The following is a 17,425-nucleotide window of genomic DNA, read 5'->3' as shown; positions in this document are numbered from 1 at the left end:
CCCCCTGCATACCTTTGCGACACTGAAAAATTCATTTTATAGTAGTATATGGAAACTCTTTACTTGGGAATTGTAATTTTCCTTTTTATGCTGGCAATATTCGACCTTCTGGTAGGTGTCAGCAATGATGCAGTTAACTTCATGAACTCCGCCGTAGGTGCAAAGGTTGCCCGATACAGGACAATTATCATTGTAGCGGCAGTCGGCGTTTTTGCCGGAGCTATTTTGAGTAACGGCATGATGGACATCGCCCGGCACGGCATTTTCCAACCCGCCAATTTCAGTTTCTATGAAATTATGTGTATCCTGCTTGCCGTCATGGTAACGGATGTTGTGCTGCTGGACGTATTTAACACGCTGGGGTTACCTACCTCAACCACCGTTTCAATGGTATTCGAATTATTGGGAGGTACATTTATTCTGGCTATTCTGAAAATTATCGGCGATGAAACCGGTCTTCTTTCATTGGGAGATATGATGAACACCGAAAAAGCATTGTCCGTTATCATGGGTATCTTCCTCTCTGTCGCTATCGCATTTATTGCCGGAACTCTTGTTCAGTATATATCCCGAATCATTTTCAGTTTCAACTATAAAAAACATCTTTCCTGGACAATTGGTATATTCGGAGGAATTTCAGTCACATCACTTTCATACTTCGTTCTGATCAAAGGCTTGAAAAGTGCACCGTTTATGAGTGCTGAATCACTTGCCTGGATAGATCAAAACACGACATTACTTGTAGCCGGATGCTTTGTTTTCTTTACATTGCTGATGCAGATTCTTCACTGGTGTAAGGTAAACGTATTCCGCATCATCGTATTACTCGGTACTTTCGCACTGGCCCTGGCTTTTGCTGGAAACGACCTTGTAAACTTTATAGGTGTACCTCTTGCCGGTTTTTCAGCCTATACCGACTACGTTGCCAACTCGAATGGTGCAGGTATACACGACTTTATGATGAGTTCTCTTATGTCGTCTGCCAAAACTCCGGCTATCTTCTTGTTTGCTTCAGGCATCATCATGGTATATGCACTTGCTACCTCTAAGAAAGCTAAAAACGTAATCAAGACATCTGTCGACCTGGCACGTCAGGAAGAGGGTGACGAAATGTTCGGCTCATCTGCTCTGGCACGTACCATCGTACGCCGCGCTACAACGATTAATGAATTCATGGTAAAGGTAATTCCGGTAGGAATGCGCCGCTGGATAGACAGCCGTTTCAACAAGGATGAAGTTATCCTGGAAAATGGAGCAGCATTCGATATGGTTCGTGCAGCAGTCAATCTGGTACTTTCTGGTTTGTTGATCATTATCGGTACAACAATGAAGTTGCCGCTTTCTACTACATACGTTACCTTTATCGTAGCTATGGGTTCTTCACTTGCCGACCGTGCTTGGGGACGTGAAAGCGCTGTATACCGTATCACTGGAATGCTGTCAGTTATCGGCGGATGGTTCATTACAGCTTTCGTAGCCTTTACTATCTGTGCACTGGTTACTGCCATCATGTTCTACACTAGCTTTGTTGGAATGTTTGTCTTCATCTGTGTTGCAGTATTCTTGCTGGTTCGCAGTAACATCAAATACAGCAAGAAAGAAAAGGCAGAACAGCAGGATGATACGTTCAAACGTATGATGGCAAGCAAAGACAAAGCAGAAGTCTTGTCACTGCTCCGTCTGCACGTGAAAGAAACATTGACCGACTACATCAACTATACCGAACAGGCTTATATGCAAGTAACCGACGGATTCATCAATGAAGACTTGAAACAGTTGAAGAAGGTAATGAGTTCAACTGACGATCAAAGGAAAATGTTGAAAAAACGTCGTCGTAAAGAAATTCTCGGTTTACGTCGTATACCTATTCCTATTGCTATCGAAAAGAATACATGGTTCCACCTGGGAAGTAACAGCTGCGAACAGATGTTATACTGCTTGAAGCGTATTTGTGAGCCTTGTAAGGAACACGTAGACAACAACTTCAACCCGATATCAAAAGATTGCATTGCAGAATTCTTACCAATACGTGAAGAACTCTGTCAGCTGATGGATCGTACTCAAACAGTCATCGAAAACAACAACTATGCCGAAGCCGATGATATTTTGGTAAAAGGTGATGCTTTGAAGAATAAGATATCAGCATTGCGCAAACAGCAGATGAACCGCATGCAGGAAGCAGACAGCACAAGTCTGAAAGCTTCGATGGTATATCTGAACATTCTTCAGGAATCACAAGAGTTGGTAAGTATCTGGCGACACCTGCTTCGTGCCAGCCGTTTCTTCCAGGGAGATTATGTTCCTCAGGAAGCACAGATGCTTAGCTTAACAGAATAAGATCCTGATTATAAGAATGCTAGAAGTCTCAAAATAAATCGTACAAAAGCTTCTGTATTTTGTACAAAAAATAAAAAAACATCAGCATGTTTTCCCCAAAATATGCTGATGTTTTTTTTATTCTTCCCGATAAACTGAAAAGACAGCCATATCGGGTAGCTACAAAAACAAAAACAATATCCTGAAATGATACGGCTTTTTTGTACATTTGCAGACAAAACACACACTGTATGAAGAAAACAATCATTTTATTCACCCTGATTCTCTGTTGCATGGCCGCATGCACCGGAAGTCAAAAAAAAGAAAAATCTATGATGACTGGAAACGAAACACTTGTATGTCTGGAAACCACGATGGGAAATATTATTGTAAAGTTGTATGACGAAACGCCTAAGCACCGTGACAATTTCATAAAACTGGTGAAAGAAGGGGTATACGACAGTACACTTTTCCACCGAGTTATCAAAAACTTCATGATTCAGGCAGGCGATCCGCAAAGCAAGACTGCTACCGACACCACAACAACTTTAGGAACCGGTGATGTAGGCTATACTATTCCTGCAGAAATCAATCCGAAATTTTTCCACAAAAGAGGTGTACTTGCTGCTGCACGTCAGGGTGATGAAGTCAACCCCAACAGAGAATCATCAGGCTGCCAGTTTTATATTGTAACCGGAAGAAAATTCTCTGAGGCACAGATGATCAATATGGAGAACCAGCTGAACGAAGCCAGACTAGACACCGTATTTCAGGCTTTGGCACGCAAGCACATGAAAGAAATCTATAAGATGCGTAAAGCAAACGATATGGAAGGCCTGATGGCACTGCAAGATACACTGGAAGCACAAGCACGTGCTGAGGTTAAGAAAGAGCCTGCTCTGAAATTTACCCGTGAACAGATTCAGGCATATACTACAGTAGGCGGAGCTCCACATCTTGACGGCAGCTATACCATATTTGGAGAGGTAGTAGACGGAATGGATGTTGTAGCACGTATCGAAGCTGTAAAAACCAACCGTACAGACCGTCCGGAAAAGGATGTACGTATACTGAAGGCTTCTGTAATAGAGAAATCGGATAAAGAATGATACAAGTAAACCATCATACATTGCCCAACGGGCTGCGTATCGTACACAATGAGGACAACTCTACCCAAATGGTTGCCCTCAATTTGCTGTACGATGTAGGAGCACGCGACGAAGATCCGGAGCATACCGGTTTTGCTCACCTGTTTGAGCATCTGATGTTCGGCGGTTCAGTGAATATTCCCGATTACGATGCACCGGTACAAAATGCCGGTGGGGAAAACAATGCATGGACCAACAATGACATTACTAATTATTACATTACCCTTCCCTATCAGAACGTAGAAACAGGATTCTGGCTGGAAAGCGACCGCATGCTGAGCCTCGACTTCAGCCCGCAAAGCCTGGAAGTACAGCGACAGGTCGTAATTGAAGAGTTCAAGCAACGGAATCTGAACCAGCCTTATGGCGACGCATCACATTTGCTGCGCGAAATGGCTTACCAGGATCACCCATACCGCTGGCCGACCATCGGTAAGGAAATCAGCCACATAGCCAATGCTACACTAGATGAAGTTAAGAACTTTTTCTATCGTTTCTATGCTCCTAACAATGCGATTCTGGCAGTTACAGGTCATATTTCATTTGAAGAAACTGTCCGTCTGGCTGAGAAATGGTTCGGTCCGATACCTTCACGCAATATACCCAAACGTGAATTGCCGGCAGAAAAGCCTCAGACAGCGATACGCCGACGCAGCGTAGAACGAAAAGTTCCGGTAGATGCTTTATATATGGCCTTTCATATGTGTAACCGGTTCCATGCCGAATATCACGTATTCGACATCATAACCGACTTGCTTTCAAACGGACGTTCATCGCGATTCATACAGACATTGGTACAAGAGAAAAAACTCTTTACCTCCATCGACGCCTATATTTCGGGAAGCCTCGACGAGGGTTTGCTGCATATTACAGGAAAACCAGCTTCGGGCATCACCCTGGAGCAGGCAGAAGAGGCTGTATGGCAGGAGCTCGACAAACTGAAAACGATTCCGGTAGCCGAAGAAGAACTGGAAAAGGTAAAGAACCGCTACGAAAGCGAACAGATTTTCAACAACATCAATTACCTGAATGTAGCAACCAACCTTGCATTCTTTGAATTGCTTGGACACGCGGAAGATATAAATCTGGAAGTAGGAAAATACCGTTCGGTAACGGTCGGACAGATACAAGATACGGCATGCCGTACTTTTGTACCCGAGAATTGTAACATTCTATATTATAAAGCTATCAAATGAGTCAGTCACATTACCGCGCATTATTATCGTTAGGCCTTCCTATTGTCATCGGGCAGATAGGAGTTATCGTATTGGGATTTGCTGATACGCTGATGATCGGACATCACAGTACGACAGAACTGGCTGCTGCCAGCTTCGTCAATAACATGTTCAATCTTGCCATTATCTTCAGTACAGGATTTGCCTATGGACTGACGCCTGTTGTGGGCAGTCTGTTCGGACAGCACAAAGTAAGCGAGGTAGGAAGAACGCTTAAAAACAGCCTTGCAGCCAATACTGTACTGGCAGCGATCGTATGCCTGGTAATGACTATACTTTATCTGAACCTTGACCGTATGGGTCAGCCTGATGAGCTGATACCGCATATGCGTCCTTACTTTATGGTATTGCTGGTTTCTCTGCCATTCGTATTATGGTTCAACGGATTCAAACAGTTCTCCGATGGAATCACCGATACCAAAGTATCCATGTGGATATTATTAAGTGGTAACATTCTGAATATTATCGGCAACTATATCCTTATTTACGGTAAGCTTGGCATGCCCGAACTAGGCCTCCTAGGTGCAGGTATATCTACAATGGTATCACGTATTCTTATGGTCATAGCTTATCTGGTTCTGTTTTTCGGTACCCGTCGTTACCAGAGTTTCAGAGAAGGTTTCCGACTGGGAAAAATCAACACAGCAGATTTCAGCTTGCTGAACAGACTAGGATGGCCCATTGCAGCACAAATGGGAATGGAAACAGCTTCCTTCAGCCTGAGTGCGATCATGGTTGGTTGGCTGGGAAGTGCAGAGCTTGCCAGCTATCAGATTATGATTGCTGTTTCACAAATATGCTTCATGATGTATTATGGCATGGGAGCTGCTGTATCTGTACGTATCAGTAACTTTCTAGGACAGAGGGATATAGTCAATGTAAGACGTACAGCAAACATTGGTTTTCACATCATTCTGATTATGATAGTCTGTACATCCATACCTATTTACCTGCTGCGTAACCACTTGGGCGGATGGTTTACGGATGACGCAACTGTTGCTGTCATGGTAGCTCAGGTTATTATTCCGTTCCTTCTTTACCAGTTTGGCGACGGACTGCAAATCAATTTTGCCAATTCCTTGAGAGGCATTGCCGATGTACGCCTGATGATGTTGTTCTCATTTATTGCTTATTTCATTATATCACTTCCTTTGGGATACTTGTTCGGCTTTGTTTTCGACTGGGGAATCACCGGTATATGGATGGCTTTCCCGTTCGGCTTGACCAGCGCCGGAATTATGTATTATCTCAGATTCAGATATAAAACGGGAAAAGGAGTCTGACTATGTTTTCTACTTCAACGAAAATTGCCTTCGGATATATTTTACTCATTTGCTTGCTTTTCGGAGCTATCGGATACATTCACCAGCAAATGACATTGCTCACTACGCCTACGGGACTGGAAGAAACGATCAGTAACCGGAGGAAAACAACGCACCAGATTGTAACCCAACTATACGAAGCAGAAATTATCGGACAGACATTACGTATCGGACGACTTAATGAATATCCTAAATACAAAAGGGCGATGAAAGAAGCCAGCGCCCTTATAGACTCTCTTCAGCAACTTCTGACTGATACATTGCAACAGATGCGTCTGGATACAGTACGTTCATTGCTGCGGAATAAAGAGCAAAACATGGTACTGGTGCTCGAAGCCATGAAGCAAAGCCCCACAGACGAATTGTACCGGCAGCAGCTGGATAGTCTGATTATGCAGCAAGACTCCATATTGAGCAGTACACACGTACGCCGACGCGCGGTTACCCACCGTAACTCATATACTATTCATCATAAGCCCAAAAAGTTTTTCCGCAGACTTGCCGATGTATTTTCTCCCGGTAAGCCCGACTCAACCCAAGTGGACAATATCATCCAGGAAGAATATACAGATACAATAGACGAAGCTTACAATCCGGTTGATACCATTGCTACTATGCTGACTTCTATACAGCACAAGGTTTTCCAGACAAGACAAGAAAGTATGCGGACGCTTGACGCACGCATCAACCAGCTGCGTATTGCAGGAGGAAGGGTGAGCCAGCGTGTAAATCAGCTGCTGGATAATATAGAGGATGATGAACAAAAGGCAATGGAAGTCCGCATAGCGCACGAACAAGACATCCGCCAGCAGGCTGCATGGACAATGGCAACGATTGCTATTCTGGCTGTATTGCTTGTGCTTATTTTCTTTACCATTATCTGGCGAGATATAACACGAAGTAACCATTACCGTAAAGAACTGGAAAAAGCTAAACTATATGCTGAAAATCTACTTGTGGCACGAGAGAAACTGATGCTTACCATCACGCACGACATCAAAGCTCCTGCCGGATCCATTATCGGATATATAGATTTGTTAATCAGACTGGTACAGGACCGTCGTCAGCAGTTTTACTTACATAATATGAAAAGTTCGGCAAATCATCTGCTGGACCTGATTACTTCACTTCTTGACTACCACCGACTGGAAGCAGGAAAAATGGATATTCACCCCGTAACGTTCAATCCACATGAACTGTTCGAAAGTATCTATACCAGCTTCTTGCCCGGAGCAGAAAAGAAACAACTAACCCTCAACTTCGAAGAGAACATACCACGTACGCTTAATCTTGAAGGTGATCCTTTCCGCATACGCCAGATTGCAGAAAACCTGATATCGAATGCACTGAAATTTACTTCACAAGGAAGTATCACAATTCAAGTAGATTATGAGCAAAACCGGTTTACTTTCCGCGTAGAAGATACCGGTTGCGGTATGAGTATTCAAGAGCAGCAACGTGTATTCCAAGCTTTTACTCGTTTACAAAGTGCGCAGGGACAAGAAGGATTCGGACTTGGTCTGTCTATTACAAAGAAACTGGTTGAACTACTTAACGGCGAAATAACCATAGAAAGTGCTCCCGGAAAAGGAAGTATGTTTCAGGTTGTACTATTCTTACCCAAAGTAACGAAAGCACCAATAACTCAAGTCGAAACACTGTCGGACGACAAAAAGCAATGGCGTATTCTGTTAATAGATGACGACCGTATCCAGCTCAATCTGACAGAAGTCATGATTTATGACCTGTTCAATCATGCCCAACATAACATTCCTCCTGTCATAAAATGCTGTACACAGCCGGAGGAACTCTTCAAGCTGATAGCTTCAGAAACATTTGATATTGTTTTTACTGATATACAAATGCCTGCAATGAACGGCTTTGAGCTACTCCAGAAACTGAGAAGCCTCGATGTTCCACAGGCTAAAAACATTCCCGTCATAGCCATCACCGCCCGAAGCGATATGGATGAAACTGATTTTTGCACACAGGGCTTTGCCGGATGTCTGCATAAACCTTTCAATCAGACTGAGCTGTTGAAAATTTTCAAAACTCACATGCAAGAAGACTGGAAAGGAAATACAGTACAAACAGACAGTAAACCGTCTGATACAGAATGTACATATAATTTTTCACCCCTCACAGCTTTTTCGGGTGATGACCCTGCCGCTGCACATGAGATTCTGGAAACTTTCATCGGAGAAAGTACGAAGAATTATGAACGTATGAAACAGGCTCTAAGCAATAAGGACATGGCAGATTTGTGTAACGTAGCCCACAAAATGCTTCCTACTTTCACCATGATTGAAGCTAGAAAAGCTATACCGGCCTTACAATGGCTGGAGTTTCATCGGGGAAACACAGATCTAAGTGATGAAGCCAGACAACATGCAGACGAAGCATTAAGTTGCATAGCTGACGTAATTAAGGAAGCCAAGAAGGTTTTAAACGACGGGAAGGACAACTAAAATAGTAAAAAAACTTCCAAAAGAAAACTTAAAAAACAATCTGAGGTACTCTGTTTACTGGAAAATTTAAATATGGTCTGAGTACTATACTGAAAAAATATTATCTTTGTATCAGATTACAGCCTTGGAATACCAGAAAAATGAATTAAAGAATGAAGTAAAACTCCGAAAAAGGAGCAGAATATTTGCGAAAAAACAAAGTGTTTCTGTAAAAGAGGCCACTGTTTCTCCACGTATTACCACAAACTAAATCCATTAGGACAACAAGGCTTTTTTTATTTGTAACATACCGGATAAAAAGAAATATATGACTCCGTCTATTCTCATAATCGAAGATGATTTAACTTTTGCTACCATGCTGAAAACGTGGTTGGGGAAAAAAGGTTTCGAAGTTGATACGGCAGGTAGTAGTTCACGTGCCAAGAAACAACTCTCAGCACGTTCTTACGACCTCATATTGTCTGACTTACGGCTTCCTGACCAAGACGGAATACATTTGCTGGTATGGCTTCGCAGCCAGTCGTGCACTACTCCTTTTATTATTATGACGAGTTATGCCGAAATACAGACTGCCGTACAGGCCATAAAACAAGGAGCAAGCGACTATATAGCGAAACCAGTTCAGCCTGACGAATTGCTGAAAAAGATAAAAGAAGCTATCCAAAAATCTGAAGTTCCTGCTACGCCTAATGAAGCGCATATTGAAAAAAATACTCCGCAAAGTTTTCTGGAAGGTGAAAGTGAAGCAGCTCACCAATTATTCAGTTATGTCCGTCTGGTTGCCCCTACTCAAATGTCTGTTCTCATAAATGGAGCAAGTGGTACGGGAAAAGAATATGTAGCACACCGAATCCATGAACTAAGTAAACGAAATGGAAAGCCTTTCATAGCAATAGACTGTGGATCGATACCCAAGGACTTGGCTGCATCTGAGTTTTTCGGACATATAAAAGGTTCATTTACCGGAGCGCTAAATGATAAAGTAGGTGCATTTGAAGAAGCCAACGGAGGTACTTTATTTCTCGATGAAATAGGAAACCTGAGTTACGAGGTACAGGTTCAGCTGCTGCGTGCTTTACAGGAACGCCGTATTCGCAGAATAGGTTCGACCAAGGAAATAGAGGTGGATGTACGACTTGTAAGTGCCACCAACGAAAACCTGAAGGAAGCTATAGCTAAAGGTACATTCCGCGAAGATTTATATCATCGTATTAATGAATTTACCCTACGAATGCCCGACCTGAAAGAGCGTCCCGAAGATATTCTGCTCTTTGCTAATTTCTTTCTGGACCAGGCAAACCGAGAACTGGAACGTACGTTGATCGGTTTTGACGCTGCTGCAAGTGAAGCACTTCAACGCTATTCGTGGCCAGGCAACTTGCGTCAACTAAAAAATATTGTCAAACGTGCTACGTTGCTGGCACGAGGAGAATTTATTACTGTACACGATTTAGGAGAAGAGATTCTCGCACAGCCCGTAAGTCCTGCTACATCATCATTTGCTTTACACGATGAAGAAGCAGAAAAGAAACGGATAATGAATGCTTTGCAACAAACGGGAAATAATAAAACCAAAGCAGCACTGTTGCTGGGGATAGACCGTAAAACATTATACAATAAAATGAAACTGTATAATATCGGGTAATATTTCTCCTGAAAATTTATTCATTGAAGAAAAAATTCCACAAAACTGTGGATTTATTCCACAGTTTTTTCTACACATTCCACACTTTCCCCAATCTACAGGAAGTCACAGTTTTGCCCAAACATTTATAAATCAAAGAATTAAATAAAACCCTTTTTTCTGGCACGATGATTGCAATATATCTCTTACGAGAGAATTGGATACACACACTCTATACAACATAAAAAAAGGCAAAAACTAAACTATAAACCCAACCCCATAAAAACAAAAGAGAGAAAGGTTGATTTCCCCCTGAAATACAACCTTTTGACAAGAAAATGAAGATGCCTATGTGTTTTTAACAAACGAGGACGCTGTGAAGCGTCCTCGTTTTCTCTTTTTATTTGTTCATTTCGAAGCCATTCCATAAATTACCGGAAGGAACAGGTGCTGTTATATCAATCGGTTCTTTCGATACCGGATGAATAAACCGTACCCTACGCGCATGCAGGCAAATACTTCCGTCAGGATTCGACCGTGGAAAGCCATATTTCAGATCACCTTTAATGGGACATCCCATCTTTGCAAGCTGACAACGAATCTGATGATGCCGTCCGGTTTTTAAATCCACTTCCAGCAAATAATAATTTTGTGAATGCCCTATCAGTCTGTAGTTAAGAACAGCTTTCTTCGAGTTCTTCACTTCTTTATCGTAAGCATACGATTTATTTTGCTTTTCATTGCGTACCAAATAATGTACCAGCTCCCCTTCTTCAGCAGGAGGACACTGCTTCACGATGGCCCAATAAGTTTTCTTCACTTCACTGTTGCGAAACATATCGTTCAGACGAGCCAAAGCTTTACTGGTTTTAGCAAAAACCACCAGTCCGCTTACAGGTCGGTCCAGACGATGTGCTACGCCTAAAAACACATTACCAGGCTTGGAATACTTTTCCTTCAGATATTGTTTTACAGTTTCAGACAAAGGTATATCTCCAGTCTTGTCACCCTGCACAATTTCGGAAGCCGTTTTATTTACTATAATAATATGGTTGTCTTCGTATACTACGGTCATAATGCCATAAAATAAAAAAGATGAAGAATGAAGAATACGATGCAGCGACAAATATTGACTGCATGTAGGTTCCTCATTCTTCACCTACAAATTATTTACTAAATATTACATGTTCATACCACCGTCTACCTGAATTACCTGACCTGATACATAAGCAGACAAGTCAGAAGCCAGGAACAATGCGATGTTTGCAACATCTTCCGGAGTACCTCCACGACGCAAAGGAATCTTCTTAGCCCATTCAGCTTTTACTTCGTCAGACAATTTTGCTGTCATATCAGTAATGATGAATCCCGGAGCAATAGCATTTGCACGGATACCACGAGAACCAAGTTCCTGAGCAATAGACTTAGCCAAACCAATCATACCTGCCTTTGATGCAGAGTAGTTACACTGTCCGGCGTTACCATGTACACCTACAACAGAAGCCATGTTGATGATGTTACCACTCTTCTGACGCATCATGATTGGAGTACAAGCGTGAATAAAGTTGAAAGCAGATTTCAAGTTAACACCGATTACGGCATCCCACTGTGCTTCACTCATTCTCATCATCAAACCGTCTTTTGTGATACCTGCATTGTTAACCAGAATATCGATAGTACCAAAGTCTTCTTTAATCTGTTCAACAACTTTTGCAGTATCTTCAAAGCTGGCAGCATTTGAAGCGTAACCTTTAACCTTTACTCCCAATGCAGCAATTTCAGCTTCTGTATTCTTTCCGTTTTCATCAATTACCAAGTCTGTAAATGCAATATTTGCACCTTCGGCAGCAAATTTCATTGCAATAGCTTTACCGATACCACGAGCAGCACCGGTTACGATAGCTGTTTTTCCTGTTAATAATCCCATGATTTGTTATATTTAAAAGATTAAACTTATTTTTCTTTCCGACATCCCAAAGCACCATACACGATTTTAGACACATACCGCCAGCCGGTTTCGTCGTCCAGATCCTCTCCTATCTGTCCACGAATGTATGGTACCTCGATTCCTTTGATGCAGTAATGCAATATATCGGCGGTTATCTCTACATTATCTATATCGAACAGCCCTTGTTCTTTTCCTTCTCTCAAGACTTCACGAAAAAGCTTTATTTCGTTGTTGTCGAAATACTTTCTCATTGTTTCTACACGCCAAATATCACGGAAGAAATCAGCACGGAGCGTACCATTACGATAAACCGCCATTTTAATAATATCAAGATGTGTAGTAATCAGCTCCAGGATTTTCTCATCGGGTACAGTCGGTTTCTTGGCAACCTTATCCATTGTATCCGAAAGCATCTTGAGTTCCGACTCTACCACAGCCATATAAATCTGATCTTTACTTTTAAAATAAGTATATAGAGTACGACGGCCTTTTTTAGATGCCACGGCAATATCATTCATTGTCGTAGCCTCAACTCCTTTCTTGGCGAATAGCTGTCGGGCAACGTCTACTAACTTGGCTCTGGTCTTCAATACAGTCATTCTAACTCTCTTATTGCACAATCTACATTATTGTGAGCAAAATTACTGTTTTTCTTTTATCTACACAAATTCAGACCAGATTTTCCACTGTAAGCGACAGAGTTTATGAGTTCTTTTGCCTTTATCCTCCCCAAAATGAATCTTACAAGCTCTTGTCGCCGAGAGATTTTTTCAGCTAAAGGATAAAAAAACATCAAAGTTTAACCTAATACGGCAGTAAATCTATCTCTCAAACTTTTCTTCCAGCGTCAGATATTCTAAGAAAAAACAAAAAAATCCACTTAATAGATTTTAATATTTACGGCAAGAAAAAGTAAAAAAAGATGCATAGATCTACATTTTCCACGAAGAAATACACAAAAAAGATCAAATAATTCGTCCAAAAATTTGTTTTTCAAAATAAAACCCTTACCTTTGCACCACAATTAAGAAATAACATCGCGGAGTGGAGCAGTTGGTAGCTCGTTGGGCTCATAACCCAAAGGTCGTCTGTTCGAGTCAGGCCTCCGCAACTACAAAAAAAATAACATCGCGGAGTGGAGCAGTTGGTAGCTCGTTGGGCTCATAACCCAAAGGTCGTCTGTTCGAGTCAGGCCTCCGCAACTACCGAGAGAAGCAAATGCTTCTCTTTTTTTATTTCCCCATTTTCTACAATATACCCTAAATGGTGTATTGCTATTCCCCTAATAATCTCTTAACTTTGCCATAAAGCAACCCCCAAAAACAAAGACCTATGGCAAAAATATACCAAAATCTTACAGAATTGATAGGAAACACCCCTTTACTAAAGTTGCAACACCTAAGCCAAACGCATAAAGCAAAGGCAAATATTATTGCAAAACTGGAATTTTTCAATCCCGGAGGGAGTGTTAAAGACCGCATTGCACTTGCTATGATAGAAGATGCTGAACAAAAAGGCATCCTGCGACCTGGCTCAGTTATCATCGAACCGACAAGCGGCAACACAGGTGTAGGTCTTGCATGGGTAGCGTCCGTAAAAGGCTATAAAGCCGTACTCACCATGCCTGAAACAATGAGTTTGGAGCGCCAAAACCTATTAAAAGCCATGGGAGCAGAGCTAGTCCTAACTCCCGGCAACGAAGGAATGAGCGGAGCCATAAAGAAAGCAGAAGAACTTCGCGACAACACACCAGGAGCAGTCATTCTGCAGCAATTTGAAAATCCAGCAAACCCTAGAGCCCATTCTCTGACTACAGCAAAAGAGATCTGGCAGGATACTGACGGAAAAGTAGACGTATTCATAGCAGGAGTCGGAACTGGAGGAACATTAAGCGGTGTAGGTGAAGGACTGAAATCATACAATCCCAATATCGAAATCGTAGCAGTAGAACCAGACAGCTCAGCTGTCCTTTCTGGTGAAAAACCGGGTATGCATAAGATACAAGGTATAGGAGCCGGATTTATCCCCAGCACCTACAACACACAAGTAGTAGATAAGATAATAAGAGTCAAGGACGACGATGCCATCCGAACAGGAAGAGAACTTTCCCTCCAAGAAGGACTCTTGGTCGGTATTTCTTCGGGAGCTGCAACATTTGCAGCCCTGCAACTTTCTCAAATGCCAGAATATAAAGATAAAAACATCGTCGTGTTGCTGCCCGATACCGGAGAACGATATTTATCAACCGTACTTTATGCCTTTGAGGAATATCCGCTTTAAAACAGAATTACAGTAACATACAAAATCATTGCAACTATGGACATCAAAAAACTTCATTTCGAAACACTCCAGCTCCACGTAGGACAAGAACAGGCAGACCCAGCTACAGACGCACGAGCCGTCCCTATCTATCAGACAACTTCGTACGTTTTTCATAATTCAGCTCATGCAGCTGCACGCTTCGCCTTACAAGATCCAGGAAACATCTACGGAAGACTTTCCAACCCAACACAAGATGTCTTCGAAAAACGTATGGCTGCACTAGAAGGAGGTGTTGCTGCTCTTGCTGTTGCTTCCGGAGCAGCGGCCATCACATATGCGTTTCAAAACATCACTCGTACCGGCGACCATATCGTAGCCGCCAATACAATTTATGGTGGGACATACAACTTGCTGGCACATACACTGCCTGCATCAGGAGTAACCACAACCTTCGTAGATCCATGTCAAGTGAAAAATTTCGAACAAGCCATACAAGAGAACACCAAACTTATTTTTATCGAAACACTGGGTAACCCTAACTCGAATATCATCGACATAGCAGCTGTTGCCCAAATAGCTCATGCACATAAAATACCTCTGATAATAGACAACACCTTCGGCACTCCCTATCTGATTCGTCCAATAGAACACGGAGCAGATATTGTAATACACTCAGCGACTAAATTTATCGGGGGACACGGAACTAGCCTCGGAGGAGTTATCATCGATTCCGGAAACTTTGACTGGAAAGCATCTGGAAAATTTCCACAACTAACGGAACCAGACCCTTGCTATCATGGAATACGTTTCTGCGACGTAGCCGGAAACGCATCCTATATAATCCGTATCCGAGCTATTCTGTTACGTGACACAGGAGCAGCAATCAGCCCGTTCAACGCTTTCCTTTTATTACAGGGCCTAGAAACTCTTTCACTTCGTGTTGAACGACACGTAGCTAATGCCCTGCAAGTAGTAGATTATCTAAGCAAACATCCCAAGGTAGAAGCCGTGCATCATCCATCCCTACCTCAGCATCCAGACAACAAGCTATATAAACGTTATTTTCCAAAAGGCGGAGGATCTATATTTACGATTGACATCAAAGGCGGAATAAAAGAAGCTCAACGTTTTATCGACAGCTTAGAAATATTTTCCCTACTTGCTAATGTGGCCGACATGAAATCACTGGTTATTCATCCTGCAACTACCACACATTCACAATTAAATGAAAAGGAGCTGGAAGAGCAGCATATCAAACCAGGTACAGTACGTTTGTCCATAGGAACTGAGCATATAGACGATTTAATAGCAGACTTAGCTCAGGCATTGGAGAAAGTATAAGCATCATAATTTATCGAAAAGACTACGTTCTTAATTTGAAAGAGACAACCCTTAAGCAATTGCTTCAAAAGAGAAAAATTGAATAGATTTACTTATAATCATAAGTTACAAAATGAAAATCTCCTGCTATTGGTCACATAAATAAACAAAGACCAAAAGCAGGAGTTTTTTCAAAGGCTAGTAGTATTAAAGACACTACACCTGTTTATATCAGATACAATACTCTGCAACATTAACTATTCCTGCCCTTAAGGCATACCGTATCGCTTCCTGAGCGTTATTCACATTCAACTTCCTGAAAATATTTTTGCGATGCGTCATTACTGTATAAACACTTAAAAAGCGTTCCGCTGCTATTTCTTTAGTAGTCTTACCCAACGTCAAAGAACGCAGAACTTCTTTTTCTGTCATTGTCAGCTGTGGCATATCAGAAACAGCATCCCGCTCTTTTTCATACAACCAACTTTTTGCTTTCATACAAATATACTGCCGCCCTTGCTCAGCCTCATCCAGGCAAGCAGCAACCTCGTGCACATCTGAATCTTTAAACAATAAACTAAACTGAATGCCTCCCAAAACCATCCGCCTGATAAAGCTCTCACTTAAAGCATCACTAAACAGTACAAAAACAGATTGAGGAAAACGCTCTTTCAGTATCCAAAGCTGATCAGCCGTACAATCGAACAAAGTATAGTCAATAATGACAACCGAATCCGGATAAGACGAAAGCATCATCGACAATTCCTGCAAACCGACAGCCTCCTTAATCGAGGAAAGCTCTCTACCAGCCTCCAAAGCCAAATATTTCACTCCCAAACGAGTTATTGCCTGATTATCTGCCAATATTAAATGCCTCATATTCTTGTATCAATACTTCGGTAAATTTTTACCGAAAAATTAAAAGTTAAACAATAAAACCGGCAAAAGTCGGTTCGGAAACACTAAAGAGGTCATTGAAATGTTGTCTAAAACGAATGGTTAAGCATGAAGAAATGTGCTGAAAAAAATGTGCTAACCTGCTGATAATAAAGGTAAAAAAGTATTGCATAATTCGCTGGTTTTTTAGTAAATTAGAAGTCTCTCAACTCTTCTGATTATGACTAAAGAAACACTCCTTATGCAATACCAATCCGAGTGCCTGTCGGCTCTCAAATCAGTAGCGAATATACAAAAACCTTTTGAAAAAACGTTCATGGACACCATGAAATTATTCATGGCCATCCCGGATCGTATAAACTTCCTCCAATTGGGCAGATATGGCTGTTTCTCAGAACAGACTTATCGTAACCTTTTTGAGCATGAAACTTTCGACTGGTTTGCGTTCAACGGCTCTATCATCAGCAAGCATCTCACAGGCAAAAGAAAAGCCATCGCCATCGATCCTTCCTATATTCCCAAATCAGGCAAGAAGACACCTTGGATAGGTTACTTCTGGTCTGGTTGTGCAGGAGAATACAAGCGTGGACTGGAAATCATGGGCATCGGTGTCATTGACATCGACAATCATGAATGCATGACTTTAGGTTCCATTCAGACGCCAGATTGTAAGACCTTGGATAATATGGACAAGAGCCTCGTTGACTGGTACAGCAGCTATCTTATCTGTAGAAAGACAGCTACAGAGCCTGTCCAGAACGGTGGTGCAGACGCATTCTTTCCAGGAAACATCATACACTATGTGTGAGACGATTTCATGTCATCAGCGCTTCGGATGACGTATCCTGTACTATCCGACATTGGAGCAGAAAAACAGGAAACGTG

The 17,425-nt window shown here is 42.0% G+C and carries 12 protein-coding genes, 2 tRNA genes and 1 pseudogene; 11 read left to right on the top strand and 4 right to left on the bottom strand.

The window, feature by feature from the left end; all coding sequences use genetic code 11:
- Positions 1–48 precede the first annotated feature (48 nt).
- From BACCOP_RS01115 to BACCOP_RS01085, 6 genes are all read left to right on the top strand, one after another.
- A complete protein-coding gene (locus BACCOP_RS01115; protein WP_007565274.1) occupies positions 49–2,337 on the top strand; it encodes an inorganic phosphate transporter in 2,289 nt (762 codons plus the stop codon).
- Positions 2,338–2,567: 230 nt separating this feature from the next.
- Entirely contained in the window at positions 2,568–3,425 is an 858-nt protein-coding gene (locus BACCOP_RS01105; RefSeq protein ID WP_040311692.1) for a peptidylprolyl isomerase, read from the top strand.
- Positions 3,422–4,660 carry a M16 family metallopeptidase gene (locus BACCOP_RS01100; RefSeq protein WP_007565267.1) on the top strand — a complete coding sequence of 413 codons (1,239 nt, stop codon included), beginning with the start codon at positions 3,422–3,424 and terminating at the stop codon, positions 4,658–4,660. Before BACCOP_RS01105 ends, BACCOP_RS01100 begins: the two co-directional genes overlap by 4 nt.
- Positions 4,657–5,982 (top strand): MATE family efflux transporter, encoded by a 1,326-nt coding sequence (locus BACCOP_RS01095; RefSeq protein WP_007565265.1) that lies wholly within the window; start codon positions 4,657–4,659, stop codon positions 5,980–5,982. Before BACCOP_RS01100 ends, BACCOP_RS01095 begins: the two co-directional genes overlap by 4 nt.
- Positions 5,983–5,984: 2 nt before the next feature.
- The gene (locus BACCOP_RS01090; protein WP_007565262.1) at positions 5,985–8,489 is read left to right on the top strand and encodes a hybrid sensor histidine kinase/response regulator; all 2,505 of its coding nucleotides are present in this window, start codon (positions 5,985–5,987) and stop codon (positions 8,487–8,489) included.
- Between the two features lie 307 nt (positions 8,490–8,796).
- Positions 8,797–10,134: a sigma-54-dependent transcriptional regulator gene (locus BACCOP_RS01085; protein WP_007565258.1), complete on the top strand. Its 1,338-nt coding sequence runs from the start codon at positions 8,797–8,799 to the stop codon at positions 10,132–10,134.
- Between the two features lie 379 nt (positions 10,135–10,513).
- Here the strand turns inward: BACCOP_RS01085 and BACCOP_RS01080 are convergent, their stop codons facing one another.
- The 3 genes from BACCOP_RS01080 to BACCOP_RS01070 form a co-directional block, all read right to left on the bottom strand.
- Entirely contained in the window at positions 10,514–11,188 is a 675-nt protein-coding gene (locus tag BACCOP_RS01080; protein WP_007565255.1) for an RluA family pseudouridine synthase, read from the bottom strand.
- A gap of 105 nt (positions 11,189–11,293) precedes the next feature.
- Entirely contained in the window at positions 11,294–12,040 is a 747-nt protein-coding gene (gene fabG / locus BACCOP_RS01075) for a 3-oxoacyl-[acyl-carrier-protein] reductase (protein ID WP_007565253.1), read from the bottom strand.
- A 26-nt stretch (positions 12,041–12,066) separates the two neighbouring features.
- On the bottom strand, positions 12,067–12,660 hold the full coding sequence (locus BACCOP_RS01070; protein ID WP_007565251.1) for a TetR/AcrR family transcriptional regulator: 594 nt from the start codon (positions 12,658–12,660) through the stop codon (positions 12,067–12,069).
- 439 nt (positions 12,661–13,099) lie between these two features.
- Between BACCOP_RS01070 and BACCOP_RS01065 the strand changes: the two genes are divergently transcribed.
- From BACCOP_RS01065 to BACCOP_RS01050, 4 genes are all read left to right on the top strand, one after another.
- Positions 13,100–13,172 (top strand) — tRNA-Met (locus tag BACCOP_RS01065).
- 18 nt (positions 13,173–13,190) lie between these two features.
- A tRNA-Met gene (locus tag BACCOP_RS01060) sits at positions 13,191–13,263 on the top strand.
- Between the two features lie 130 nt (positions 13,264–13,393).
- On the top strand, positions 13,394–14,341 hold the full coding sequence (cysK, locus tag BACCOP_RS01055) for a cysteine synthase A (protein ID WP_007565249.1): 948 nt from the start codon (positions 13,394–13,396) through the stop codon (positions 14,339–14,341).
- Between the two features lie 36 nt (positions 14,342–14,377).
- Entirely contained in the window at positions 14,378–15,664 is a 1,287-nt protein-coding gene (locus BACCOP_RS01050; RefSeq protein WP_007565247.1) for an O-acetylhomoserine aminocarboxypropyltransferase/cysteine synthase family protein, read from the top strand.
- A gap of 210 nt (positions 15,665–15,874) precedes the next feature.
- Here the strand turns inward: BACCOP_RS01050 and BACCOP_RS01045 are convergent, their stop codons facing one another.
- On the bottom strand, positions 15,875–16,522 hold the full coding sequence (locus BACCOP_RS01045; RefSeq protein WP_007565244.1) for a helix-turn-helix transcriptional regulator: 648 nt from the start codon (positions 16,520–16,522) through the stop codon (positions 15,875–15,877).
- 238 nt (positions 16,523–16,760) lie between these two features.
- On the opposite strand from BACCOP_RS01045, the pseudogene BACCOP_RS01040 reads away from it, so the two are divergent.
- Positions 16,761–17,425, top strand: a pseudogene (locus BACCOP_RS01040) (hypothetical protein); the annotation flags it as partial.

This window comes from Phocaeicola coprocola DSM 17136, assembly GCF_000154845.1.
In the GTDB taxonomy this organism is placed as follows: Bacteria; Bacteroidota; Bacteroidia; order Bacteroidales; family Bacteroidaceae; genus Phocaeicola; species Phocaeicola coprocola.
Note: the sequence above shows the minus strand (reverse complement) of the source record. Positions and strands in the feature narration are given on the sequence as shown.